The 23834-nt window shown below is 70.3% G+C and carries 19 protein-coding genes and 1 pseudogene; 11 read left to right on the top strand and 9 right to left on the bottom strand.

The window, feature by feature from the left end; all coding sequences use genetic code 11:
* Nucleotides 1-56: 56 nt before the first annotated feature.
* Nucleotides 57-695, top strand: a complete 639-nt coding sequence (locus ACIQM4_RS04700) for a LysE family translocator (RefSeq protein ID WP_401585891.1) — start codon at nucleotides 57-59, stop codon at nucleotides 693-695.
* A 249-nt stretch (nucleotides 696-944) separates the two neighbouring features.
* On the opposite strand, the gene ACIQM4_RS04695 is transcribed toward ACIQM4_RS04700, so the two are convergent.
* On the bottom strand, nucleotides 945-1214 hold the full coding sequence (locus ACIQM4_RS04695) for a hypothetical protein (protein ID WP_401585887.1): 270 nt from the start codon (nucleotides 1212-1214) through the stop codon (nucleotides 945-947).
* Nucleotides 1215-1233: 19 nt separating this feature from the next.
* On the opposite strand from ACIQM4_RS04695, the gene ACIQM4_RS04690 reads away from it, so the two are divergent.
* A complete protein-coding gene (locus ACIQM4_RS04690; protein ID WP_401586149.1) occupies nucleotides 1234-1788 on the top strand; it encodes a pentapeptide repeat-containing protein in 555 nt (184 codons plus the stop codon).
* Here the strand turns inward: ACIQM4_RS04690 and ACIQM4_RS04685 are convergent.
* Nucleotides 1748-2389 carry a TMEM175 family protein gene (locus tag ACIQM4_RS04685; protein WP_401585884.1) on the bottom strand — a complete coding sequence of 214 codons (642 nt, stop codon included), beginning with the start codon at nucleotides 2387-2389 and terminating at the stop codon, nucleotides 1748-1750. The genes ACIQM4_RS04690 and ACIQM4_RS04685 overlap by 41 nt on opposite strands.
* A gap of 341 nt (nucleotides 2390-2730) precedes the next feature.
* Here ACIQM4_RS04685 and ACIQM4_RS04680 point away from each other — a divergent pair, with 341 nt between their 5' ends.
* Nucleotides 2731-4275: a hypothetical protein gene (locus tag ACIQM4_RS04680; RefSeq protein ID WP_401586147.1), complete on the top strand. Its 1545-nt coding sequence runs from the start codon at nucleotides 2731-2733 to the stop codon at nucleotides 4273-4275.
* 286 nt (nucleotides 4276-4561) lie between these two features.
* Here the strand turns inward: ACIQM4_RS04680 and ACIQM4_RS04675 are convergent, their stop codons facing one another.
* A complete protein-coding gene (locus ACIQM4_RS04675) occupies nucleotides 4562-5743 on the bottom strand; it encodes an ABC transporter permease (RefSeq protein WP_401585881.1) in 1182 nt (393 codons plus the stop codon).
* Between the two features lie 270 nt (nucleotides 5744-6013).
* Nucleotides 6014-6664 (bottom strand): TetR/AcrR family transcriptional regulator, encoded by a 651-nt coding sequence (locus tag ACIQM4_RS04670; RefSeq protein ID WP_401585879.1) that lies wholly within the window; start codon nucleotides 6662-6664, stop codon nucleotides 6014-6016.
* 142 nt (nucleotides 6665-6806) lie between these two features.
* On the opposite strand from ACIQM4_RS04670, the gene ACIQM4_RS04665 reads away from it, so the two are divergent.
* The 6 genes from ACIQM4_RS04665 (at nucleotide 6807) to ACIQM4_RS04640 (ending at nucleotide 13308) form a co-directional block, all read left to right on the top strand.
* A complete protein-coding gene (locus ACIQM4_RS04665) occupies nucleotides 6807-8429 on the top strand; it encodes a flavin-containing monooxygenase (protein WP_401585876.1) in 1623 nt (540 codons plus the stop codon).
* Nucleotides 8426-9337 carry an alpha/beta hydrolase gene (locus ACIQM4_RS04660; RefSeq protein ID WP_401585874.1) on the top strand — a complete coding sequence of 304 codons (912 nt, stop codon included), beginning with the start codon at nucleotides 8426-8428 and terminating at the stop codon, nucleotides 9335-9337. Before ACIQM4_RS04665 ends, ACIQM4_RS04660 begins: the two co-directional genes overlap by 4 nt.
* A gap of 280 nt (nucleotides 9338-9617) precedes the next feature.
* Entirely contained in the window at nucleotides 9618-10619 is a 1002-nt protein-coding gene (locus tag ACIQM4_RS04655; RefSeq protein WP_401585871.1) for an amidohydrolase family protein, read from the top strand.
* Nucleotides 10620-10674: 55 nt separating this feature from the next.
* A complete protein-coding gene (locus ACIQM4_RS04650) occupies nucleotides 10675-11307 on the top strand; it encodes a TetR/AcrR family transcriptional regulator (protein ID WP_401585869.1) in 633 nt (210 codons plus the stop codon).
* 433 nt (nucleotides 11308-11740) lie between these two features.
* On the top strand, nucleotides 11741-12013 hold the full coding sequence (locus ACIQM4_RS04645; protein WP_401585867.1) for a hypothetical protein: 273 nt from the start codon (nucleotides 11741-11743) through the stop codon (nucleotides 12011-12013).
* A gap of 188 nt (nucleotides 12014-12201) precedes the next feature.
* Nucleotides 12202-13308, top strand: a complete 1107-nt coding sequence (locus ACIQM4_RS04640) for a DUF5954 family protein (protein ID WP_401585865.1) — start codon at nucleotides 12202-12204, stop codon at nucleotides 13306-13308.
* A 613-nt stretch (nucleotides 13309-13921) separates the two neighbouring features.
* Here ACIQM4_RS04640 and ACIQM4_RS04635 read toward each other — a convergent pair.
* Nucleotides 13922-14497, bottom strand: coding sequence for a TetR/AcrR family transcriptional regulator (locus tag ACIQM4_RS04635; RefSeq protein WP_401585862.1), 576 nt, complete (start codon nucleotides 14495-14497; stop codon nucleotides 13922-13924).
* 69 nt (nucleotides 14498-14566) lie between these two features.
* On the opposite strand from ACIQM4_RS04635, the gene ACIQM4_RS04630 reads away from it, so the two are divergent.
* On the top strand, nucleotides 14567-15460 hold the full coding sequence (locus ACIQM4_RS04630) for an NADP-dependent oxidoreductase (RefSeq protein ID WP_401585859.1): 894 nt from the start codon (nucleotides 14567-14569) through the stop codon (nucleotides 15458-15460).
* 22 nt (nucleotides 15461-15482) lie between these two features.
* A pseudogene (locus ACIQM4_RS04625) lies at nucleotides 15483-15791 on the top strand (transposase); the annotation flags it as partial.
* Between the two features lie 356 nt (nucleotides 15792-16147).
* On the opposite strand, the gene ACIQM4_RS04620 reads toward ACIQM4_RS04625, so the two are convergent.
* The 4 genes from ACIQM4_RS04620 to ACIQM4_RS04605 form a co-directional block, all read right to left on the bottom strand.
* The gene (locus tag ACIQM4_RS04620) at nucleotides 16148-17476 is read right to left on the bottom strand and encodes an ABC transporter ATP-binding protein (protein WP_401585857.1); all 1329 of its coding nucleotides are present in this window, start codon (nucleotides 17474-17476) and stop codon (nucleotides 16148-16150) included.
* Between the two features lie 302 nt (nucleotides 17477-17778).
* Nucleotides 17779-20205: a beta-glucosidase gene (locus ACIQM4_RS04615; RefSeq protein ID WP_401585855.1), complete on the bottom strand. Its 2427-nt coding sequence runs from the start codon at nucleotides 20203-20205 to the stop codon at nucleotides 17779-17781.
* A gap of 167 nt (nucleotides 20206-20372) precedes the next feature.
* Nucleotides 20373-21467 carry a DUF1996 domain-containing protein gene (locus ACIQM4_RS04610; RefSeq protein WP_401585853.1) on the bottom strand — a complete coding sequence of 365 codons (1095 nt, stop codon included), beginning with the start codon at nucleotides 21465-21467 and terminating at the stop codon, nucleotides 20373-20375.
* Between the two features lie 180 nt (nucleotides 21468-21647).
* Nucleotides 21648-23777 (bottom strand): discoidin domain-containing protein, encoded by a 2130-nt coding sequence (locus tag ACIQM4_RS04605; RefSeq protein WP_401585850.1) that lies wholly within the window; start codon nucleotides 23775-23777, stop codon nucleotides 21648-21650.
* Between the last annotated feature and the right edge of the window lie 57 nt (nucleotides 23778-23834).

Below are 23834 nucleotides of genomic sequence, written 5' to 3'. Positions count from 1 at the left end.
TCTCAACCCGTGGAATTGAGTCGACGGGAGCACCTGCAGCGATCAGCATGACTGCCATGGTTGACACACCCTTGTACGTGGCCTTCGTGGCCGCCGCTTTCGTTCTGTGCGTCACTCCAGGACCGGACATGATGTTTGTTGTGGCCATGGGCGGGCGCGGTGGGCCGACCACAGGCGTGATGGCGGCTCTGGGGGTGGCGTTCGGGGCCATGGTGCACGCCGTTGCTGCCGCGCTCGGCCTCTCGGCACTCTTCACGTCGCTACCGACGCTCTATGACACGTTGCGCTGGGTCGGTGCGGCCTATCTGTTCTACCTTGCGATCACGGCGTTTCGTGACCGATCCGACCTCGGTGGCGACGCCGCCGCAGCGGCTGGAGGGCCGGGCCCAGGGCGGCTGCGGACCTTCCGGCAGGGGGCCATCACTAATATGCTCAACCCGAAGGTGATCTTGTTCAATGTCGCCTTTCTGCCGCAGTTCGTGAACCCCAGCCTCGGACACACCGGGTGGCAACTCGCGATTTTGGGACTCACGTTGGTGTTCGTGGGACTGACTGTCGATACCTCGATCGGTCTGCTCTCCGGCCGACTCGCGTCGCTACTGCGGAGCAGCCGCCGCGTGGCTCGCGGACTCAATGTCTTCAGCGGAACGGTCTTCGCCGGACTCGCCGTTCGGCTTGCCACTACGTCTGATTAAGGGCCGTCCCGTAAGGGATCTACAGGCAAATGAGGTTGGCCGTCGCACCGGACCGCTCGTTGACGCTGACCAGACAGGTGTTGGACGCGAGAGCGCTACAGAAGCGCGCCGTCGACCTGGAGGCACGCGTCTTCCGTCGTGCGCCCACCCTCCGGACAAGGCGGCCGGCTGCACGGTCACGGTGCACTGCTCATCCTGGTACGGCGGCCCGTGCGCGTTCCGGGAGTTCATGAGAACGGAGGCAGCAGGTCAAGGCTGCTTGAGATCGTCTCGCGCCGTCCATCCATTACGGTCCTGCCGCGAACCGCTGGAGCGTGCGCAGCGCGGGCCCTCGTCATTGGGGATGCCGGGAGACGCGAAGTGGAAGGGCACGCGTAGGTGCTCGGCCAGCGCCCGGCCGCCCTCGGCCGCGGCGATACCAGGAGGACGGCCGTCGGCGCGGTGGTAGACGGTCGCCAGGTGGCCGTCCCCGTCCGGGGCTTCCAGGACCGCGACCAGGAGCACGAACCAGTCGTGCACGGTATCGCCGTCCCAACCGCTGCACCAAACCTCTGGAGCGCCTCGGCCCCAGCGAACAGTACGTACGAATCGGCGGAATCCTCGCCCTGGAACAGATCGTCCAGGACGCACCCGAACAAGCCGCCACCGACGCCGCACGCGTCCTGGGCCACTTTCTACGCGAACGCACACCCCAGGGCCAAACCCACCGCCCCCCGGCCCGCGACCCTACGAGGGCGCGCCCTCCCTACCAGGCAAGGCACTCCCCAAGGAACCGGCCGCCGATGTCCAGGCGGCGCTGACCGCGCTGACGCGCGCGGAATCACGTACCCACGTCGACCCCCGCGAACAGCTCGACCTCCACAGGCCCCACCTCGCCGGTGCACAACTACACGGAGCCGACCTCACCAAGGCCAACCTGGGTGGGGCGACACTCACCGACGCCCTTCTGTCCGGGGTGGCATTCACCGGCCCTCCGCTCCGGCAGCCCCAACTTCTGTGCCCAGTTGTGCACCGTGGTCTCCGACGTCGGTACGGTGCCCGGCGGCGCATGCTCACCCGGGGCGGTCCTGGCGGTCGCCCCGCGCGCGGGTGATCAGCGCTCCGCCGTACGTGGCCGCCAGCGGGGCGACGAACCACATGACGAAGGCATACGGGAACCACCAGGCCACGCCCGCGCTGAGCAGGAACCACGAACCCACCGCCCAGGACCCGTTGGCGTGCGCCCGGATGTGTGCGGGGTCCGTGCCGACCAGGCCCGCTCCCGCGGCGATCTCCTTGATGACGGCCTCGCACACGAACAGGGCCGCCATCGTCACGGCGAACAGGTTCTGCGCCAGCGGGTTGCTGAGAGCGGCGCCCATCACCGCTGTCGGGAACGGGAGGAACGCGACCAGCATCAGAAAGGGCGCGTGCCACCCTGTGAAGGACTTCGACAGGACGACGACCTCGTCCATCAGTCGGTGGTGACGCCGCCACACCGACCACAGGAGGACGAACGCCAACGCGAACGCCACGTAGGAGCCACGCTGCTCCACCAGGAAGCGGCCCAGCTCTCGGGCCGAGGACCGCTCCGTCTCGTCCGGGCGTTCCAGCTCGACGGCCAGCAGCGTCATGGCGATCGCGAACAGCGCGTCCGTGAAGAAGACGAGCCGCTCCGGGGAGAGCCCCGGCTCAGGGCCTGCTTTGCCGTTCATCCGCGCTCCCAGGCTTCAGGACAGTGCAGGGGTGATGGTAGGCAGTCCGCGCGCCCCGGACGAGCAGACATGCGGACAAGGTCGTCCCACGGGGTCGGCCGTGCCCTCCGCACCATGGGCGCCCCCCGGACGCCCCCTGTGCTGCCGCCTGTTGCACCTTTGTGAACCCCCGTGAATGCGGAGCGCATTGCCATGGACCCTTCTGGCGACGGGCCCTAACCTCGGCCGTCGGCGTGCGAATACGTAGGGCCGGGAGGCGCGGCCGCACTCGTACGACCCGGATACGCACGACGAGGAGACTGATGTCCCGCAGACCGTTCAGCAGCACCTTGGTCCTCATCATGAGCGCCGCGGCGGTTCTCGTCGCCGGCTCGGTCTACGCGGACGAGATCCCCAAGGCGCCGGGCCACCGGCTGGTCAAGGAGTACGACGGCGCGCCCGCCGCGGCCTCGCCCGTGCCCGGGACACCGCCGGCACAGCACCCCTTCCTCGCCGCGAACGGGCGCAGCGGAATGCACGGCGACGCCTGGGGCAGCGGCACCTATCCGTGGGCCGGCCCGCTGGGAAACCGCCCCACGGTGAGCAGCGAGAAGATGGCCGCGCTCGGCGGCGAGTGTGCCACCGTCACCTTCGACAGGGCCGGGCGCATCGTCACCGTCTGCGGCACGTTCACCGGCTTCCTGGTCAAGCTCCTCGAACCGAGGTCCCTGGCCACGCTCGCGGAGTACAAGCTGCCGCAGCGCTCCTCGACCGTCGAGGCCATCACCTCCCTCGACTTCTCCAAGATCTTCAAGGACACCTCGGGCGGCGCCTACTCCTACCTCGACAACGAGGACCGCCTGGTGCTCGCGGACTCCCGCCAGCACATCCTGCGCCTCGCGCACGAGCAGGCCGCCGACGGCAGCTGGAGCTTCAGGGTCACCGACGACTGGGACCTCACCGCACAGGTCCCGCACGACTGTGCGAGCTGGACCAATCTGTTCCCGAGCGGGGTGTGCGACCCGGTCACCTCCGTGATGCCCGACTGGGCGGGCCGCATCTGGTGGGTGACCCGGCAGGGCCGCGTCGGAACCGTCGAGCCAGGAACCGGCGCGATCCGTTCGGTCCGGCTGACGGGAGAGGAGATCCAGAACTCCTTCTCGATCGCGGACGACGGCGTCTCGATCGTCACCGACCACGCCCTGTACAGCTTCCGCACGGAGGCCGACGGCACGCCGCGCGCCGTCTGGCGCCAGGTCTACGACCGCGGCACCGGCACCAAGCCCGGCTCGGTGAACCAGGGTTCGGGCACCACGCCCGACCTGTTCGGCAGCAACGGCAAGAAGTACGTCGCCATCACCGACAACGCCGACGACCGCATGAACGTCCTGGTCTACCGGCGGGAGGACGGCGTCCCCGACAGCCAGCGGCTCGTCTGCAAGGTCCCGGTCTTCACAGCGGGCGCTTCCACCACCGACAACTCCCTGATCAGCTGGGGCAACAGCCTCGTCGTCGAGAACAACTACGGTTACGAGAACATCACGTCGCTCACCTTCGGCCGTACCGTCGTGGGCGGGGTCAGCCGCGTCGACGTACGGGAGGACGGCAGTGGCTGCGACGTCGTCTGGGAGAGCGACATCCGCTCCCCGTCGACCGTGCCCAAGCTGTCGACAGCCAACGGACTCCTCTACTTCTACGAGAAGGACCGCAACAGTTTGGGCGTCGACGCCTGGTACCTGACCGCTGTCGACTTCCGTACCGGCGCGCGCAAGTGGAGGCAACTCACCGGTACGGGCATCGGTTACGACAACAACTGGGCACCGATCACCATCGGCCCCGACGGCACCGCGTACGCGGGTGTCTTCAACGGCCTGGTGGCGGTACGCGACAGCGCACAGGGGCGGTGACCGTACCTCGCCGGCCGCGTCTCCTGGCGACGCCGCCGGCGGGTCGTCAGGGGGCGGGGCGGCCGCGGTGACCGTGCAGAGTCGCCTGTCGTCAGGACGTGGGGCGGCCGGTGACCGTGCAGAGTCGCTTGGTGGCCCGGGTCAGCGCCACGTACAAGTCCCTCCCCCCACAGGCCGGCCCACTGCCCGGATTTGCGCTCTGTGATGTCCGGGTCGTCCCAGGTTACTTCCACGGCCGGGCCGCCAGTGATGAACTGCAGCACGATGAGGTGCAGTCCGTTGTGGCTCAAAGTGCGGTGGGCGCGCTGTCCACAGCGTGGCCGGTCCGGCTGCGCCACCGGGCGGCAGAGATGAGAACGCCGGCGAGCGCCAAGCACCCGGCGACTGCGGTCCAGGCCGCTGTTGCCCCCGCGGCCCCGGAAGCGTCGTAGTAGAGCAGGGAGCGGACCCCCGCCACCCAGTGATGCAGGGGCAGTCCGTGAGAGAGCACCCGGAAGGTGCCCGGGACCATTTCCATCGGGTACGGGCCGCCCGAAGTCGGGATGCCCAGGACGATGAAGCCGATCATGCCGAATGGGATCGCGAGGAGGCCGAGCAGCTCGGTGAGGGCGAGCATCAGCAGCCCGACGGCTGCTGAGATGCCGAACGCCAGGAGTGCCAGGTGCGTCACGTGCGGGGCCGGCAGGTCCAGGACGGCCACGGCGGTGATCAGGGTTCCGGCGGTGATGAGGGCGCTGGTGGCGAGCATGAGTGCTGCTTTGGTGCGCAGGGGGCTGCCCGCCCGTGCGCCGGACGCGGCCGTGAGCGGGGACCTGCCGACGGCGGCGCCCACCGCGGTGGCTCCCATGAGGCTCACCACGACGAGGACGAGAGGCACGTAGAACGCAGCGAGCCCCTTGGCCGACTGAGCGGGCAGCGCCCTGAACTCTCGCACTTCCGCGCGGACGGGATCCTGGAGCAGCAGTTTCTGCACGGGCGTCGCGTCGGGGCGCAGCAGGGAGGCTCCGAGTTGCCGGGAGGCGCCGCTCGCGGCCGTCGTCGCCGCTCCCTGGGCCGCGCCGACCGCCATGGGGCCGACGGCGGGCTGGGTGAGCACGGTGAGGACCGGCCGGGTGGCCGTTCCGGTGCCGTCGTTCGCACTGGCCGCCGCGTTCAGCGCCTGGACCCGGGCGCTGAAGTCGGCGGGGATTTCGACGGCTGCGTAGACCGTCCCGTCCTTCAGCAGCTCCCGCGCCTCTTCGGCGGAGTCCGTGGTGGTCCAGCGGACGGCTCCGTCGCCGTTCTCGCCGGTGATGCCGACACTCAGGCGGTGCCCCAGATCGCCCTTGTCCTGGTTCACGAGGGCGATCGGCAGGTCCTTGGTGTTGGCGCTCGGATCCAGGAACGCGCCCAGGTAGGAGGTGGTGAAGACGACGGCGAGGAGGCCGAGGGCGAGGGCGGTCGCCCAGGTTCTGGAGCGGCTGAACATGGGGATCTCTCTGGGGAGCAGGGGGCGTCCGTGCGGGAGGAGTTCACCGCACAGCTATCGCAAGTGGACTTGCAATAACGTAGACCCTCTGTTGGCGCATCGCAAGTCGACTTGCGTTACGGCTCGACCTGTCGGCGCCCCTGCCGTACGGCATCGCGGCACGGCAGCGCCGCCACCGCATCTCCGCACGGGCCCTCCCCCACGAGAAGCGGAACGCCCACCGGGCACGGCCGCCGTCCCGGCAGGCCCGGTGCCGCGACGGGGGCGGCGTCACGCCCGGGTGCGCTCCCCGCCCCGGGTCCCGAGTGGCCGCGCCCCGTCGAGCACCTGAGCCACCGCGGTCGCCGCCACCCGCTCGTCGACCGGCGCGCCGGTCAGGGTGCGGACGAAGAGGAGGGCGCCGATCATCTCCACGAGCAGGCGCGGGTCGGTGTCCGCGTCGAGTTCACCCCGCTCCACTCCGCGGTGCACGACCGCCTCGCCCCGGTCCAGGCGGCTCTCCCAGTAGGCGCGCAGCCCGGCGTCCTGCCAGTTGCCCGCCGCGGAGACGCCGAGCTGGAGGAGGGCCGCTCCCTGGGGGGTGAGCAGGTAGCGGGCCACCGCAGCGAACAGCTCGGTGAGGTCCTGGCGGACGTCGCCGGTGTCAGGGGTGGGGAGGGCTTCGACGGTATGTGTCGACAGGGCGTCGTGGATCAGCTGTTCGCGGGTTCCCCAGTGCCGGTAGACGGAGGTTTCGTGAACGCCCGCGGCCTTGGCCACGGCGTTCACCGAGACCGCGGCAAGGCCCTCCGAGGAGAGCAGGTCGAGGGTGGCGGTCAGCACCGCCTCCCGCAGGCGGCGGCCCCGCAGTTGCGCGGGCCTGGAAGTCCTCTGTGCGCCCTGTTCGCCCTTGGGGTCCTTGGCGCTGCCACCGGCTGTCATACGGGGAAGCGTAACGCCGTGTGACCGCCTCGGCGGACGCCGCCGGGGCCGGGGGCGGCAACCGTCCCTGCACGCCGCTCTGTTGACAAAGGCTCTCAGAGCATTTGATGATCTCATCATCTTTGATGAGAGCGAGGTTCTGATGAACTCGGACGACGCCGCAGCATCTCCGTCCACCGCCTCCACCGAGGCACCGCCATCGACTGCACCTCCACCACGCCACGTCGATGTCCTCATCGTGGGCGCAGGGCTGAGCGGAATCGGCGCCGCCTGCCACCTGACCCGGGCACTGCCGAAACTGACGTACGTCGTACTGGAGGGGCGGGAGGCCACGGGAGGCACCTGGGACCTGTTCCGCTACCCCGGCATCCGGTCGGACTCCGACATGCAGACCTTCGCCTACCGGTTCCGTCCCTGGCACGACCCGCGGGCCATCGTCGACGGGGCGTCGGTCCTCGCGTACCTGCGGGAGACGGCAGCCGAGTACGGCGTCGACCGCCGCATCCGGACGGGCCACCGGGTCACGGGCGCCGAGTGGTCGAGCAGCGCGGCCCGCTGGACCGTGCGGGTCCGCCGGACGGCCGCCACCGGGGAGGGGCCGCCGGAGTCCGAGGAGGTGACGTACACCTGCCGTTTCCTGCAGCTGTGCACCGGCTACTACCGGTACGAGCACGGCCACACCCCGGACTTCCCGGGTCGTGAGGAGTACACCGGGCGGGTCGTCCATCCCCAACACTGGCCCGCCGACCTGGATCATTCCGGCCGCCGCGTCGCCGTCATCGGCAGCGGCGCCACCGCGATGACGCTGGTGCCGGCACTGGCCCGTGACGCGGCGCACGTGACCATGGTGCAGCGTTCGCCCACCTACGTCGTTCCGCTCCCGGAGGTGGATCCGGTGGCACGTGTGCTGGCCAGGATCGCCGGTAAGAAGGCGGCCCAGCCGGTGGTCCGCTGGAAGAACATCCTGGTCGGCGTCGGCTCCTACCAGCTGGGGCAGCGGCTGCCCACGGTGGCGCGGGCACTGATCCGGACCGCGGTGAAACGCCGGCTGCCCGCCGGGTTCGACGTCGGCACCCACTTCAACCCCCGCTACAAACCGTGGGACCAGCGCCTGTGCGTGGTCCCGGACGGTGACCTGTTCCGGGCCCTGTCCGACAGACGCGCCGAGGTCGTCACCGACCACATCGACACCTTCATCCCGGACGGCCTGCGGCTCGCCTCCGGGCGGGAGGTCCGGGCCGACGTGGTGGTCACTGCGACCGGCCTGGACCTGCTGGCCTTCGGCGGTGTCCGCCTGTCGGTCGACGGCGCCGAGGTCCGGCTGCACGACACGGTGACCTACCGCGGTCTGATGCTGGACGGTGTGCCGAATCTGGCCTTCACCCTCGGTTACACCAACGCCTCCTGGACCCTCAAGGCGGACCTGACCGCCGCCTTCGTGTGCCGGCTCCTCGCCCACCTGGACGCCACCAGCCGGCAGGTCTGTGTCCCGGACGCCGCCGGGGCCGGCGAACGGCGCCCGCTGCTGGACTTCTCCGCGGGGTATGTCCGGCGCTCGGTGCATGCCTTCCCGCAGAGCGGCACCCGCGACCCTTGGCGGGTGGGGACCAACTACCCGAGCGATCTGCGGGCGTTCCGTCGTGCACGTCTCGACGACGGCACGCTGCGGTTCGGCGGACCTGTGTCCCCCACCGAGCGCGCGAACGCGTCCCGGGGCCCGGTCCACGGGAGGCCCGAGGGCGTCCCACAGGAGCCGACGCGATGAGCACGACGGTCGATGACCGTCCTGTGGTCCGCCGTGACCTCCTCGTCCTGTCCGGTGGGACGCGGTGCGCGGTGTGGCTGCACCGGCCCGCCGACACCGCGGGCCCGCTGCCCTGCGTCGTCCTGGCGCACGGCCTGGGCGCCGTCCGGGCCGCGCGGCTGGAGGCCTTCGCTCGGCGTTTCGCCGCCGCCGGGCTGTCCGCGCTCACCTTCGACTACCGGTACTTCGGTGACAGCGAGGGCCTGCCTCGGGCGCTGACGGACCTGCGGGCCCAGCGCGAGGACTGGTCGGCGGTCCTCGCGCTGGCCCGGTCCCTGCCCGAGGTCGACAACACCCGGATCGCCCTGTGGGGCACCTCGCTGAGCGGTGGCCACGTCGCCGTCGTCGCCGCGCACGACCCGGCGATCGCGGCGGTGATCTCCATGAACCCGTTCCTCGACGGCCGCACCGCCGGGCGCACCACACCGGCCGTCCTTAAGGTGCGGCTGATGGCCGCCGGCCTGCGGGACGAGGTTCGCGGGCGACTCGGGCGGGCACCGCTCCTCGTCCCGGCCGCCGGCGGTCCCGGTTCCGGGGCGCTCATGGCGGGCGCGGACGTCGAGGCCGCCCTGCGGGCCATGTCCCCCGACGGCAAGCTCCCCGCCACCGACGTCTCCGCCCGCATCCTGCTCCGCCTGCATCGATACCGTCCCGTGCGTCGCGCGTCGCACGTTGCCTGTCCCTGGCTCATCCAGCCCGGTACCCACGACACCGCCACCCCGCCGTGCCCCGCCCACCGGGCGGCGGCCCGGGCCCCTCGCGCCCAGCTCTCCCCCTACCCCGGCGGCCACTTCACGCCGTACACCGGAGAAGTCTTCGAACGGGTCGTCACGGAGCAGATCGCCTTCCTGACCCGGCATCTCACATAGCGCGGAGCCGAACTCAGCCCCGTCTCGCGCATGCACCGCCCGGGGCGGGGAGACCAGTTCTCCCGCGGCCGGCCGCAACCCCGGTGGCCGGGATGCCGGTCCCCGAAGGCACACCCAGCACCTCCCGCGGCCGGCCGCAACCCCGGTGGCCGGGATGCCGGTTGGCCGCCCCGACCGCACACCCGGCACCTCGCCCGGTCTGCCACCCCGACCGCACACCCAGCACCTCGCCCGGTCTGCCGCCCCGACCGCACACCCAGCAGCACTTCGGAGGAACCGCATGACCTCAGCCGAAACACCGGACACCGTCCCCCCGCTGGACTGCGCCGTGGACGTCCATGCCCACTTCCTCACCCCCCGGCTGCGGGCCGCCTACCGTGCCGCCGGCATCGATGGCCCCGACGGCATGCCCGGTGTGCCGTCGTGGACCCCCGAAGCGGCGCTGGCAACCATGGACCAGATCGGGACCGCCACCGCCCTGCTGTCGGTGTCCTCACCCGGCGTCCACCTGGGCGGCCAGGCCGGGCTGGCTGCCACCCGTGCGCTGGCCCGCGCGGTGAACGACGAGGGCGCCGCCCTCGTACGGGACCACCCCGCGCGCTTCGGCCTGCTGGCGTCACTTCCGCTGCCCGACGTACAGGCCGCCATCGAGGAGGCCGCGTACGCCCTGGACACCCTCGGCGCGGACGGCATCGCCCTGGCCACCCACTACGACGGCGTCTACCTCGGCGACCCCCGGTTCGAGCCCGTCCTGGCCGAGCTCGACCGCCGCCCGGCCGTCGTCGTCCTGCACCCCACCACACCGGTCTGCGGACAGCAGACCGCCCTCGGCCGCTCCCGCCCCATGGTCGAGTTCCTCTTCGACACCACCCGGACCATCGCCCAGCTCGCCCTCAACGGAGTCCTGGACCGCCATCCCGGCCTGCGGCTGATCGTCCCCCACGCGGGCGCCGCGCTCCCCGTCCTGGCCGACCGCATCGCCTGCTTCGCCGTCATGGACAACCCCGAGGCACCCGTCGACGTCCTCGCCGCCCTGCGGCGCCTGCACTACGACGTCGCCGGCTTCACCCTGCCGCGCGCCCTGCCCGCGCTGCTGTCCCTCGTACCGCCGGAACAGCTGCTCTACGGCAGCGACTACCCGTTCACGCCCGACTGGGTCGCCGAGGGCCTCGCCCGCGACCTGGCCACGACCGACGCGCTCACGCAAGAGCAACTGCGCGCGGTGGTGTCGGGAAACGCGGCCCTCCTCTTCCCCCGGCTCACGGCGGTGCACGGGACGTGACACCGGCCGCAGACCGGCCCGAAGTGCACGGTCACTGGTGAAATAAACTCCACCCATGCCGCAAGCCCCCTCCGCCACCCCCAACCGCCATGAGCGCCGCCGCGCCCGGTCCCGTCAGGCACTGGTCGGCGCGGCACGCGCCATCCTCGCCGAACGGGGCCACACCGAGGTGAGCATCCAGGAGATCGCCGACCGGGCCGACGTGGGCTTCGGCACCTTCTACAACTACTTCAGCACCAAGTCCGATCTGTTCGACGCCGCCGTGACGGACGCCCTGGAGGAACACGGACGCCTCTTGGACGGCGTCACCGCCGGCCTCGACGACCCTGCCGAGACCCTCGCCGTCAGCCTTCGCCTCAGCATCCGCCTGGCCCCCGTCCACCCCGAACTCACCCGCATCCTGTGCCTGCGGGGCCTGAGCCAGATCCACGTTCCCACCGGCCTCGGCCCGCGCGCCCTGCGCGATCTCCTCGAAGGCCGCAGCCGTGGCCGCTTCCACTTCGAGAATCCCCAGGTCGCACTCAGCGCGGTCGGCGGCGCCCTCCTCGGCCTCCTCCAGCTCAGCACCACCTGCCGCCTCGAACCGGACGCCGGCGATCAACTCGCCGAACTGGTACTGCGCATGCTGCGAGTGCCCGACACCGAAGCACACGAGGTGGCTCACCGGGCCCTCCCGGAACTCGGCTGACCGACGAGCGGGGCCGACTTCCGGGCCTCGGCTGGGGATGACGGTGCGGATGCCGCGTCGCCGCAGGTGTTCGCGGATGGCGCGGGAGGAGTAAGCCTGGTCGGCCAGGACCGCCCCCGGCCGGCTGCGGGGCCGCCCACGGCGGCGGGGGATCCGCACACGGACCATCACCTCCTCGAGGGCGGGTGCGTCGCCCGCCTGGCCCGCGGTGAGGTGGAAGGGTGGCGGTCGCCTGTGTGGAGGGGACCGCCAAACCTCTCTCGCGCCCGGGTCAGCGTGGGCTCCGAACCGGGCAAGGATCACTGCGGGCTCTGACACGGCAACGCGTCCGCGCCGACGCCCTGCTCCGGCCGCAGCGCGGTGGCCTCAACTGTGCGGGCAGCGCTGCCGATACCTCATACGCCGCCATATCCAGCTTCCGGAGGACCCGTTCGTGAAACGCCTCGCGCTCTGTGCAGCCGCCGTCCTGACACTCCTCGTGCCCTCACCCGCCCACGCGGCCGAGACGCCCGCGAAGTGTGGGAAATACCTCGGCACCTTCTACTGGCTCCGCGCCACAGACGGGTCCGGCTTCCTCAGCGGAGACGTCGAGGAGGACGCCTTGTACCACTGCCCGAAGGTGAATGGCAGTCCCGAGGTCAAGTACTACTGCTCCGACGGCCAGATGAACGATGACAAGATCGGTACCGATCTCTGTCCGCACTGACCCGGCCGCCCGCTCGACACAGGGCTCGCCGGACAAGGCCCCGGTGGGGACAGCAGGCCGGAGGGGCAGAACGGGGGTATGTCGTCGGTTCGTGACGCCTGTCATTCCGCGGCTTTCGGGCAACCCTCATCATGTGCTGTTCCGGGAAATCCGTCACCCGGCCGTGCCGCTGCCGACAGGATGGCGGCATGAGCCAAGAAAACGCGGAGCCGGTCGGGTCACCCGTGGCGGTGAGACTGCCGGTCGAACCGGTCGAGGCCGCGATCGAGGCCGACGCGCTCGACGCCGTCCAGCAGAACGGCATCCTGGGGGTGCGCGGCCCTGTCTTCGGGGTGGCAGTTCAGGAGGCGGCGGACGGCCGGTGCTGGCGCGTGGTGTCCGAGGTGACCGCCGGATGCCCCCAGCAGGCCCGTGACGCACTGAACTCGCTCCTGTGGATCAAGGCCAAGGACGACGCCCCGGACAAGGCGCAACGCCGGGCGCTGCTTGCGGCGGTTGCCCGCCTGGAGCGCGAGCGCGTCGATGAGCTCACCGTGCTCGGGGCCCGTTACCGCATTGTGCGGGCCGAGGAGTACGTCGCCCTGGACGCGAACGGTGACATCGAGATGCCGCGCCCCACCGACCCCGAACCCCTGCATCCCGACTGGACGCGCGGCGCCAAGGGGCCCCGACCCGACGAGGGACTGCTCCTGGATGCGGACGCCCCTCTCACACCTGCCCTGGCAGTCGAACGGCTCTCGCTGCGCGACCTGGCCTACAGGGGCACCGTCCGGTTCCCCGCCGCTGTCATCCACGACTCCCTGCAAGCTCTGGAGAGTCACCCCGATGTGCTGCTGCTGCCCGCGACGTTCGCCATCGTGGAACGCAACCACACCGACACGGCGTGGACGCCCGGTAGTTCCCTGCACGCCACCGCCCATGACGCCCGTAGAACGCTCGACTTCTCCCTGGTCTGGATGGAGCCCCGCCGGCGCGGCCTCCTGCCCCTGCACGGCGAGCACAAGAGCGACGCGCGCACCGTGGTCGCCGAAGGCACCCACCCCAAACTGCCCGAACTCACCGTGTACGCCGAGGCCGCGGACCGCCTGCGTGCCGGACGGCTCAACCAGATCGAGGTGAACGGGGCCGTGTCCCGGATCGGCCGCATCCGCCGGCTGCTGCGCTGGGGGCCCGACGGCCCGGAAGGCCCCCGCCCCTCCGACGTCAACAGCCAGGACCCCAGCCAAATCCGCCCGCACCTCGACGAGGACGGGGTCATCCACTACGACGACGAGGACACCGCCTCCCCGGAATGATGCCTGGGCAGTCGAGGCCTAGGCCTTGGGCGACGGCGTTGATGATGCGGGGGCATCGAGACCGTGCGGGCCGCGCGCGGATTGCCGCACGAATGCGCCAGCCCTCGTGCGGCAGACAGCCGCAGGCGGCCGCGGGTGGTCCGGTGAACGGCCGGGACACTGTCGCCTGCGCGAGCTGGCAGGCGGGCTTGGACCGGTACTCCGGTGAAACACGGCCCGCCAACCAGTCGCCACACGAGAACCTGGGCCGGAGGTCTCTGGAGGCCCGGACCTCTTCCCCGGCGAGCGGGCGCTCGTCACGAGGGTCCGCTCGGAACGCCCGGCCGTGCCCCGTGATTTCCGCAAGCTGTTCCGGCTGGTTCCGGGCCACTGGGGACTGTCGGACGCCAGTGCCCGTGCCCGGGGAGCGGGGGAGATATCTCAGTCTGTGCGAGCACGTGCGCTCTTGCGTGATCGCCACGGGCTGCCACTGCGACATCTGACCGCTGTCAGCCGTAACCCGGCCATAGCGGCTCCAGCCGCGGTGCACGCTCCCCTGGGCGTCTGCTTCATGCGGCGGACGTCGTGATTCACGCGGGTCGTGCCTCGGACCGCGGCGGCCGGCGTTCCCGGGTCAGGGGGCGGTTACTTCCCAGGCTGCCTCGATCATGCGGAACACCTCATCGACCGTGGCCCCGGGATCGTCCGCCCGGCAGGCCAGCGCGTAGGCGTCGATGGTGAACCGCGCGGTGGCCCGGCAGACCGTCGTGCTCCGGTGCGAGTTGGGCTCGGCGGCCAGCGCCTCTGCCAGCGTCTGCGCGTAACGCAGGCACAGCGACTCCTCGAAGGCCTGCAGGGCGGGCGATCCCTCGATCATGCGCCGGATCGGGGCGCTGTCAGCCGTCAGGCAGTGGCGCACGAGGGTCTGGACCTCGCGATGCAGCGCCGCGATGAGCGGCTCGTGCGGGGCCCGCTCGGTCACCACTCGGGTGAGGCGCTGCTCGAAGTCCTGGTCGCGCGCGAACACCAGGGCCTCTTTCGCGGTGAAGTGGGCGAAAACGGTGGTGACGGCCACGTCGGCCTCGGCCGCCACGTCACGGATGCCCACGGCGTCGTATCCGCGCTCCAGGAAGAGCCGCAGCGCGGTGTCGGCGATCTTCTGCCGAGTCGCGGCCTTCTTGCGTTCGCGACGCCCGGTCAGCTCACTCATGCGTTGACCCTATCAGCTATGGAACGCTACCAGTTATGAAAACCTAACCGTTGTTGTTAGTGTCGGCTCATGAGGAAAATCAGCTTCGCCGAGTTCGGCGGTCCCGAGGTCCTGCAACTGGTGGAAACCGAGGAGCCCCACGCGGGCTCCGGACAGATACGCATCGCCGTACGGGCGGCGGGCGTCAACCCCGTCGACTGGAGACTCCGAGAGGGACAGGTGCTGGGGGCGCATCCGGTCGAACTGCCTGCCGGGGTCGGACAGGACGCCTCCGGAGTGGTGGATGAAGTGGGTGAAGGTGTCGAAGGGGTCAAGGTCGGCGACCGCGTGTTCGGCGAAGGCACCGACACCTATGCCGAGTTCGCGGTGTTGTCGGCCTGGGCGCGAATGCCCGAGGGGCTGACCTTCGAGGAGGCGGCCGGGTACCCGTCGGTGGTGGAGACGGCGTTGCGCATCCTCCGCGAGGTCGGCGTGATGCCTGGGCAGACGCTTGTGGTCAGCGGCGCGTCCGGGGGCGTTGGTTCCGCGGTGCTGCAGATCGCCCGTGCACGCGGTATCACGGTGATCGGCACGGCCGGGGCCGCGAACCAGGACTACCTGCGTGGCATGGGCGCCCTCCCGACGACCTACCACGAGGGCTGGGTCGAACGGGTGCGGAGCTTGGGGCGGGTCGACGCGGCCCTGGACCTGGCCGGTTCGGGCGTGATCCGCGAACTCGTCGAGCTGACCGGGGACCCGAGCAAGGTCGTCTCCATCGCGGACCTCGATGCGCCGCAGCAGGGCGTACGGTTTTCCGGCGTGGCCGGGAGTGTGCCGGACGCGCTCGCCGAGGCCGTCGACCTCATTTCCCGTGGCAGGCTCCACATCCCGGTTGAGAAGTCGTACCCTCTCGCCGAGGCGGCGGCGGCTCACGCGGACAGCCGCGCCGGCCACACCCGGGGCCGCCGGGTCCTGATCGTCTGAGCCGCGGCCGGTCCGGTCCGGCCTCCTGGCCCGCGGCCGCTGGGACGCTGTCCGCCTCCGCGACGACCTGCAGTTCTGTGCGGCAGACCAACTCGGATCCTCGGACAGTGTGTTGATCATCGATGACACCGGCCTCATCAAGAAAGGCGCCACGTCAGCTGGGGTGCGGCGTCAATATTCCGGAACGGCGGGCCGTACCGAGAACTGCCAGACCGGAGTCTTCGCCGCCCACGCCACCACTCGCGGCCACACGCTGGTCGACCGCGAGCGCTACCTGCCCAAGTCCTGGAGCGAGGACCGCGACCGCTGCCGAACAGCTCAAGTCCCCGACGAGCACGACTCCACGACCTAGGGCTGATGCGCTCTCGGTCGGCGAGATGAGCTGATCGCCTGCGGTCTCGATGATCTCCCCCAGGAGGCCGGGGTTGTCCTCGATGACCACCGCCACATCGCGCGTCAGCGGGACGACACAGCGGCCCGCCTGGGTGACGGCGGCGCGGAAACAGGCTTTCCTTCGAGGAGAAGAGGAAGTACAGCCCGGGCCGGGAGATGTCCGCTGCCCGGGCCACCTCCTCCATCGAGGTCTTCCGGTAACCGGATCGCGCGAACGTGACCAGGGCGGAGTCCAGGACCATGGTCCGACGGCCGGTGTCCGCGACTGTCGACGGTGGGTGGCGCCTCGACCGCTCAGTCCAGGTCCACCAGGTTGTCCGGTGCTGGGCAGATTCGCCGGCCCTGATGGTCGAAGACGTACAGCTGGGCCAGGTCGACCAGCAGCGGCACCTGGGCGCCGATTCTGAATTGCCCCTGTGGGCTTGTCCGTACGACGAGGTCGCTGCGCACAGTGGTTCTGTGCTCTCGCGGGGTTGCCGCGGAGGGGCTTTGCGCGGGCATCGGGTGCCGGTCCGTCCAGCTCGCGGTGAGGGCCTTCACCCGTTCGAAGCCGCGCTTTCGCGGGGAGCGTCTGTGCGGGCCCGCGGCGTGGAGCCGTGTGCTCTCCAGGTCGGGCACGGCCGCCGGTCGTGAGCCGGTGTGCAGGTGCACCAGTACCTCGTGCCCCTGGTACTCGACGTGCTCCACGATCCCGGTCAGCACTGCCTCGCCCTCTCTTGCCTGGCTGGGGGTGGCGATCCGTACCGCTTCGCAGCGCAGCCCGGCGATCATCGGGCGTCCCTGCTGCACACGCAGGAGTTGGTGGTCGGCGCTCAGAGGTACGGGCAGTACGAGGGACTGCCGGCCGAGCTCCAGGGTCATTCGGGAGTCGACCGGGGCGTGCACGACGGCTTCCAGCAGGTTGATGCGCGGTGTCCCGACGAAGGCCGCCACGAAGACGTTCGCCGGGTGGGTGTACAACTCGCGGGGCGTGCTTACCTGTTGCAGAACCCCGTCCCGCATGACCGCCACCCGGTCGCCCAGCGACATCGCCTCGGACTGGTCGTGGGTCACGTAGACCGTCGTCACACCCATTTCCCTGGTCAACTGGGCAATTTCGGCCCGTAGATGCTCACGCAGCTTGGCATCGAGATTCGACAGCGGCTCGTCGAACAGGAAGACCGAAGGGTGCCGGGAGACGGCCCTGCCCATCGCCACCCGCTGCCGTTCCCCTCCTGAGAGCTGCCCGGGAAGACGGTCGAGCAGATCGTGGATGGCGAGCATCCGTGCGGTCACCTCCACCCGCGGGGCGTGGTCCGCCCCGGGATCCTGGAGCTTCAGCGGAAAGCCGATGTTCTCCCGTACCGTCATCGACGGATAGAGCGCGAAGTTCTGGAACACCATGGCGATGTCCCGCTGGTGCGGCGGGGTGTCGTTGGCGTAACTGCCGCCCAGTAGCAGTTCGCCTTCGCTTATCGCCTCCAGGCCGGCGATCATGCGCAGAACCGTCGATTTGCCACAGCCGGAAGGGCCCAGAAGAACCAGGAACTCCCCCGGCTCGACCGTCAGGGAGACGTGCTGGACCGCAAAGGAGTCACGGTCGTACTTCTTGCTCACACCTCGCAGCACAATGGCACGACTCATGGGTGTCCGCCCGGGATAGAGGGATGAGGGGGGTGCGAGCTGAAAGTAGCCCATCCGAGAGGTTCGCGGAATACAGAAGCGTTGCCATCTGCTATTTGGATTCCGTGCAACCGCGCGGCAGGACGTGCGGGACCCGGATGCGGCGTACGCGGTGAGTTCGCCGCGCATATTTCCACGCGGAAATATGCGCGCGGATTTCGGGTGTCACCGCCGGTGCCACCGCGCGAATCGTTTTTCTTCGTGGAATTACTCGTCAAGGGCCGCCGGTGACGCCGGGTGTCAGGGAGTTGTCGGGTGTGGTGTCAGGGCGTTGCCGTGAGCGTTCCCTCCCATTCCGTCGCTCCCGCCGACCGCCCCACCATGAGCCGGTAAGGTCCTGGTTCCGTACGCCAGGCACCCTCCCGGCAGGACCAGTGCCGCAGCGCGCGCGGCGTGACGACCACCTCCGCCGTCACCGTGCGGCCCGCTTCGGCGTGGACCGCCGCATAGCCGGCGAGCCACTGTGCCGGGCGCTCCACGGCTGAGTCCGGTCGGGCCAGGTAGACCTGGACGACCTCGCGCCCCGGCCGTTCGCCGGTGTTGCGCAGCGTCACCCTGACAGTGAACGGGACTCCGGTCCCGTTCTGAGCCGGGGCGTCCACGTGCACGTACTCCCAGGTGGTGTAGCCCATCCCGTGCCCGAACCAGTAGGCGGGCTCCCGTGCTTCGCGGAGCCAGGCGCGGTAGCCGATGTGCAGGCCCTCCGCGTAGTCGAGCCGGCCGTCGACGGGACGGGTGCGTGTGACGGGGGCGTCGGCGAGGGAGGCCGCCCAGGTCGTGGGGAGCCTGCCGCCCGGTTCGCTGCGCCCGAAGAGGACGTCGGCCAAGCCGGCGCCGGCCTCCTGGCCGGGGAACCAGGTGAGCAGCAGCGCGCCCACTTCCTCGCGCCAGGGCAGTTCGACCGGACCTCCGCTGTTGACCACCGCGACGGTGCGCGGGTTGGCGACGGCGACCGCGCGTACGAGGTCGTCCTGATGGCGGCCGAGGGACAGGTCGGCGCGGTCGTACCCTTCCGTCTCGCTGTGCTCCGTCGTGCCCACCACGACGATCACGGCGTCCGCGCCGCGGGCCACGGCCACGGCCTCGGCGAGGGCGTCCGCCGGTTCGCGCCTCGGCGGTGCGGCGGCGACCACGGTGGCGCGGCCCGTACCGGGGACCAGTTCACGGCGTGCCACCAGGAGGACGGGGTGCTTCTTCGCCAGGTGTGCCTGTGCGGTGTGCAGGGGCGGGGTGACGTGCACGATCGCCGGATCGTCGCTCTCGCAGGGGTAGGTTCCGTCGAGGACGGCACGCCCGTCCACGCTGAGTGTCATCCGGCCGAAGCCGCCCATGCCGAAGGTCCACGTCCCGGCGGTCTCGGGCCGGAGCAGCGTACTGATCTCGACGGTGTGTGCGCCCGGTACCTCGTCGGGTTCGAGCTGCCTGCCGGACAGGCGCCGTTCGGCGTACAGTTCCCGCCCCTCGGCGTCCAGGCAGCGCAGCAGCACCCCGGGCTCCCCCGACCGCGGGTCCGTGCACCTGCCGGTGTCCAGCGGCGGCGGGGGCACCTCCAGGGTGGGGCCGGGGGCGTACACCACCTGGCTTCGTCCGCGCAGTTGTGCACGGATGCCGTCGAGGGGTGTGACGACCGCCGAGGGGAACACGCCGGCACTGCCGCCGCCCTGCACGCGGGGGGCTGCGGCGTGCTCGCCGATGACCGCCACCGTCGACAGGGCGCCGTGGTCGAGGGGCAGGAGCCCTTCATTGCGCACCAGGACCGTCCCGGCGGCGACCGCACGGCGCAGCAGCCGCCGCACCTCCCCGGTCCGCATGTTCGGACGGCGAGGGCGGCGCTCCTCGATCGCGCCGACCCGGGCCGCGAGCCGGAGTATCCGGCGCACCTTGTCGTCGACGGCCGCGGCGGGGACACGGCCCTCTTCCACGGCCCGGACCAGGCCGTCCGCCCAGGGGCTCCGCGGGCCCGGCATCGCCAGGTCGAGGGCGGACCGTGCCGGTTCGTCGACGGTGCGTACGGCGGCCCAGTCGGAGACGGCGACGCCGTCGAAACCCCATTCGGTCCTGAGCGGCGCGGACAGCAGTGGGTGAGAGGTCATCGTCGTGCCGCCGACGCTGTTGTAGCCGGCCATGGTCAGCCAGACACCGGCTTCCACGGCCGCCTCGAAGGGCGCGAGGTAGACCTCGCGCAGGGCCTGTTCGCCGACACGGACGTCGGCGTGCAGTCTGTCGGTCTCGGAGTCGTTGGCGACGAAGTGCTTGGCCGTGGCGGCCACCCCGTGCTCCTGGATGCCACGGATCAGCGCGGCTCCGGTACGGCCGGTCAGCTCGGGGTCCTCCGAGAAACACTCGAAGTGGCGCCCTCCCAGCGGGCTGCGGTGCAGATTCAGGTTGGGCGCGAGCACGATGTCGACACCCTTGAGGACGGCCTCCGAGGCGAGCAGTCCGCCCAGCTCCGAGACGAGCTGTTCGTCCCAGGTCGCGCCGAGGGCCGAGGCCGAGGGGAGCAGGGCGGAGGTGCGGCGCTCGTCCCACGCCTCGCCCCGCACACCCGCCGGACCGTCGGAGCAGACCATCTCCCTGAGCCCGATCGCCTCCTCGGCGGCCGTCCGCCAGACGGTGGAGCCGGTGAGCAGACGGACCTTCTGCTCCAGGGTCAGCTTCTCGACCAACCGGTCCAGCATGTCTTCGTGCATCGCTGCTTCCTGCTTCTTTCCGGGAGAGCGCAGTCTCCCTGTTCCGGCCCGGCGCTCCGGCCCGACCGGCCTGGGACTGTGCGGAGGGAGCGGCGGGCAGATCCAGGGCCCGGCCGCCCCCTGGTTGAGCAGGGGACGGCCGGGCTCGTACGGAGCTTTCGGCCTGCCTAGGGCAGTCGGTAGTCCGCGTTCAGTACCGCGCCGCGTTGCGGCTTCGTTTCGTCGTAGCCGCGTGCGTCGCACTGGAGGCCGCCGACGACGCAGTGGTCGACGAGGGCCTTGAGGGTGCGCTCCTCCCAGGCGTTGAAGAAGTCGTAGTGGAAGGAGTAGCCGCGTCCGCTGGCCAGGCGGACCTGGCTCATGTCGCCGTTGACCGGCCATGCCATCTTGAACTCGATCATCGGCAGGGCGACCGGGTGGGAGGCCGGGCACATGTTGTCGTTGGTGCCGGGCTTGACGACCGTGTACGACATGTGGCTCTTGTGGTCGGGGGTGTCGAGGTACTTGCCGTCCCAGCAGCTGGGCGCCTGCATGCGCAGGTTGAGCTGCACGTCGGGGCGGCTGGGGCAGGACGCGGGGATGTCGGTGTTGAAGAAGCTGTCACCGCACTCCCAGCCCTCGACGAATCCCTTGTGGGCGCGGAACTCCTGGGCGCTCTGCATCGGGTTGCCCACGACGAACCGCAGCCCCTTGGGGAAGGGGCGCACGCTGGTGTAGTCGGTGACCCCCGACTTGTAGTAGATGGTCTGCGGCCCGACGGGGAGGATCTTCTGGTCGCCCTTGAACAGCGAGGGCATCCAGTACGCGGAGGCGTCGGCCGGCGCCTTGCAGGCGGTGGCCCCGCCGTAGAGGCTCGCCGTGGTGCTCGCGGCGTTGGTCGATTTGTTGCCCATGAACGTGTGGTCGTGGGACTTGCCGAACTGGCCCGGGTAGACGATCGGGTCGTCCGGAGCGGTGTGCGTGGCCGAGCAGTTGGCCTGGAACTCGTGGAAGTAGGCGGGCGGCGGTGTCCGGTCGGACGGCGTCACCCCCGTGACCGGCGGAACGGCCGGAATGTAACCGTCCCCGTCCGGATCGTCACCCGACGCCTTGGTGGACGCAGCCATGACGTGCCCGGTGTGGGTACTCGCGGCGGCGGTGGAGGTGGTCGGGGCGCTGCTGTCGCTGTTCGCTGCGGAGGCCACGGTACCTATGCCGAGGACGCTTGCGATGAGGGCCGTTCCGAGGAGGAGTGCGGGGAGTCGTTTGGGACTCGATCTCATGGGGATCTCCTGCCCATGTGGGGGTTCGCGTGCCCGTAACGGGCCACGCGACCGGTAGGGGCTTCTTCGGTCTGGTGCGGTGAGGGCTTCTTCGGTTCGGTGCGGTGGTGCAGGGGTGGCGGGGTCCTGCTGCGGTCCCCGCCACCCCCGTTCATGGGGCGTACATGGAGTTCGACGTCGTCAGCTGTAGATGCCGAGTTCGTGCAGGGAGTAGCCCCAGCCGGTACCGCGCTGGGTCAGGTTGAGCCGCACGTGGCGGGCGGTCTCGTTGAGGGTGATCGTGTCGATGTCACCGTTGCCCGTGGTGGTGGAGTGCACCGTGCGCCAGGTGGTGCCGTCGTTGGAGACCTGCACCTCGTACGCCTTGGCGAACGCCGGGTCCCAGACCAGCTGAAGGGTGCGGAGGGGCTTGGCCTCGCCGAGGTCGGTGCGGATCCACTGCGGGTCGGCCCAGTCGCTGGCCCAGCGGGTCTCCTGCTTGCCGTCGACCGCCATGGCCGGGGTGCAGGGGCAGTCACCGTAGGAGCCCTGCGCGGAGGACGCGGTGGTGGGCTTGTTGAGTGCCACGTTGGTGCCGGACACCGGCGGGGCGACGACCTTCACCGACTTGGTCTCGATGCCCGCGTTGCCCTTGCCGTCCTCGGCCTGGATGTACACCTTCCACACCCCGAGCTTCTCCGGGGCGGTGACGGCGAAGGTGTTGTTGCCGGTGGCGCGCCACTGCGCGTCGACCAGCCGCTTGTCACCGCTGGCGTAGTTCCCGCTCAGGAAGATCTTCGGGGTGACGGGGTCCCCGTCGGGGTCGCGGATGTCGGCGCGGACCGTGAACTCCCGCCCCGCCGGCGCCGCGGAGGCCGGGGAGACGGTCATGTTCGTGATCACCGGCGGGGTGTTGTTGCCCGCCGTGGAACCTGTGTACGCCTTCTTCACCGCGTAGTACGACAGCCGCTTCAGCCCGTCGGGCACCAGGTTGAACCACACCCCGCCGAAGTCGTGCTCCAGGCCGTAGTGGAACAAGGTCGCACCCAGCGCCACACCCTGATGACCGGTGATGCAGTTCCAGGCCTTGGTGTAGCCGTCCGCCTTCTGCACGTCGGTCGGCTCGTCCGGGACACCGTTCGCGTCGTCGGGCACCTCCCACTCACCCGCCGGACCACCCTCGGTGATGATGTACGGCTTGCTGTACCCACCGTCGATCCAGTCCTGACGCACCCCGCACACATCGCCGTAGGAGTTCATCGAGTACAGGTCCAGATCCGGGGCGTTGCGCTTGTAGTACGGCCACGCACCCGTCCACGCGTCCGTCGAGGTCACCGGGTGGTCCGGATCGATGGAATGGATCTTCTTCGCGACATCGTTGACGAAGCTCGTGTAGGCATTGCGCTGCGCCTCCAGCTCCGCACCGCTGTAACAGTTCTGCAGACCCAGCACCGACTCGTTGCCGACGTTCCACATCAACGTGGCAGGGTGACTCTTGTACGCATCCACCCACTTCGCGAACTCGTTCAGCGAATTCGTCTTGTACGTGGCGTCCGTGACGTAGTTGACACAGCCGCCCGAACCGGGGCCGCCGCCGGGCTGGAGCCAGAAACCGTTCACAATCTTCAGGCCCTGCGCCGCCGCAGTGTCCAGCAACGGCTTCGTGGAGCCGTCCGTGCCCCAGGTGCGGATCGTGTTCACACCCATCGACTTCACATCCGGCAGGTACTTCGGGGCATCCGCCACCGACGGACCCCAGGTCAGACCCTTGACCGTGTACGGCTGCCCGCCCACCGTCAGCTGCCAGTTGCCCTGCGAGCCGGCCACCTTCACCGCGCCGCCCGGCGGCGGATCCACCGTGCCACCCGTACTGCCGAAGACCTGGAACTCCCACAGCGAGTAGCCGTAGCCCCCGGCGCGGGCGTTGCCCTGCATCCGCACGTACCGGCCCGTGCCGGAGACCGCGATGTCGTCGGTACCGCCGTCACCACCGGTGACCGCCTTCAGGGTCCGCCAGTTGGTGCCGTCGTCGGAGGCTTGGATCTCGTAGTTCTTGCCGTACGCACCCTCCCAGCTGAGGACCACGCGGCTCAGGCTCTGGCTCGCGCCGAGGTCGACCTGGATCCACTCGGCGTCGGTCCACTTGCTGGCCCACCGGGTACCGGTGAGATTCCCGTCGACGGCGGCGGACGCGGCGAGCCCGTCACCCTCCTGGGAGGACGCGGTGGCCGCCTTCCCCTGGGAGAGGAGCGTTTCTGCGGCTTGGGCCTGCGGGGACAGGCTCAGGGTGAGCGACGACGCCAGCAGGGCGCCGAGCGTCACCAGGGACATTCCGTTGCGTCCACGGGAACGAGCGGGTGCAGCGGAACGAGTGGGTGCAATGGGGGG

Source organism: Streptomyces sp. NPDC091272, from assembly GCF_044757485.1.
GTDB lineage: Bacteria > Actinomycetota > Actinomycetes > Streptomycetales > Streptomycetaceae > Streptomyces.
Note: the sequence above shows the minus strand (reverse complement) of the source record. Positions and strands in the feature narration are given on the sequence as shown.

What these genes read in the sequence shown, in the direction of transcription:
- ACIQM4_RS04660 (WP_401585874.1), top strand. Translation starts at nt 8,426, where the DNA reads ATGAGCACGACGGTCGATGACCGTCCTGTGGTCCGCCGTGACCTCCTC.
- ACIQM4_RS04605 (WP_401585850.1), bottom strand. Translation starts at nt 23,777, where the DNA reads ATGTCCCTGGTGACGCTCGGCGCCCTGCTGGCGTCGTCGCTCACCCTG.
- ACIQM4_RS04670 (WP_401585879.1), bottom strand. Translation starts at nt 6,664, where the DNA reads ATGACAGCCGGTGGCAGCGCCAAGGACCCCAAGGGCGAACAGGGCGCA.
- ACIQM4_RS04700 (WP_401585891.1), top strand. Translation starts at nt 57, where the DNA reads ATGGTTGACACACCCTTGTACGTGGCCTTCGTGGCCGCCGCTTTCGTT.
- ACIQM4_RS04615 (WP_401585855.1), bottom strand. Translation starts at nt 20,205, where the DNA reads ATGCACGAAGACATGCTGGACCGGTTGGTCGAGAAGCTGACCCTGGAG.
- ACIQM4_RS04685 (WP_401585884.1), bottom strand. Translation starts at nt 2,389, where the DNA reads ATGAACGGCAAAGCAGGCCCTGAGCCGGGGCTCTCCCCGGAGCGGCTC.
- ACIQM4_RS04675 (WP_401585881.1), bottom strand. Translation starts at nt 5,743, where the DNA reads ATGTTCAGCCGCTCCAGAACCTGGGCGACCGCCCTCGCCCTCGGCCTC.
- ACIQM4_RS04630 (WP_401585859.1), top strand. Translation starts at nt 14,567, where the DNA reads ATGAGGAAAATCAGCTTCGCCGAGTTCGGCGGTCCCGAGGTCCTGCAA.
- ACIQM4_RS04650 (WP_401585869.1), top strand. Translation starts at nt 10,675, where the DNA reads ATGCCGCAAGCCCCCTCCGCCACCCCCAACCGCCATGAGCGCCGCCGC.
- ACIQM4_RS04620 (WP_401585857.1), bottom strand. Translation starts at nt 17,476, where the DNA reads ATGAGTCGTGCCATTGTGCTGCGAGGTGTGAGCAAGAAGTACGACCGT.
- ACIQM4_RS04640 (WP_401585865.1), top strand. Translation starts at nt 12,202, where the DNA reads ATGAGCCAAGAAAACGCGGAGCCGGTCGGGTCACCCGTGGCGGTGAGA.
- ACIQM4_RS04610 (WP_401585853.1), bottom strand. Translation starts at nt 21,467, where the DNA reads ATGAGATCGAGTCCCAAACGACTCCCCGCACTCCTCCTCGGAACGGCC.
- ACIQM4_RS04635 (WP_401585862.1), bottom strand. Translation starts at nt 14,497, where the DNA reads ATGAGTGAGCTGACCGGGCGTCGCGAACGCAAGAAGGCCGCGACTCGG.
- ACIQM4_RS04665 (WP_401585876.1), top strand. Translation starts at nt 6,807, where the DNA reads ATGAACTCGGACGACGCCGCAGCATCTCCGTCCACCGCCTCCACCGAG.
- ACIQM4_RS04680 (WP_401586147.1), top strand. Translation starts at nt 2,731, where the DNA reads ATGAGCGCCGCGGCGGTTCTCGTCGCCGGCTCGGTCTACGCGGACGAG.
- ACIQM4_RS04655 (WP_401585871.1), top strand. Translation starts at nt 9,618, where the DNA reads ATGACCTCAGCCGAAACACCGGACACCGTCCCCCCGCTGGACTGCGCC.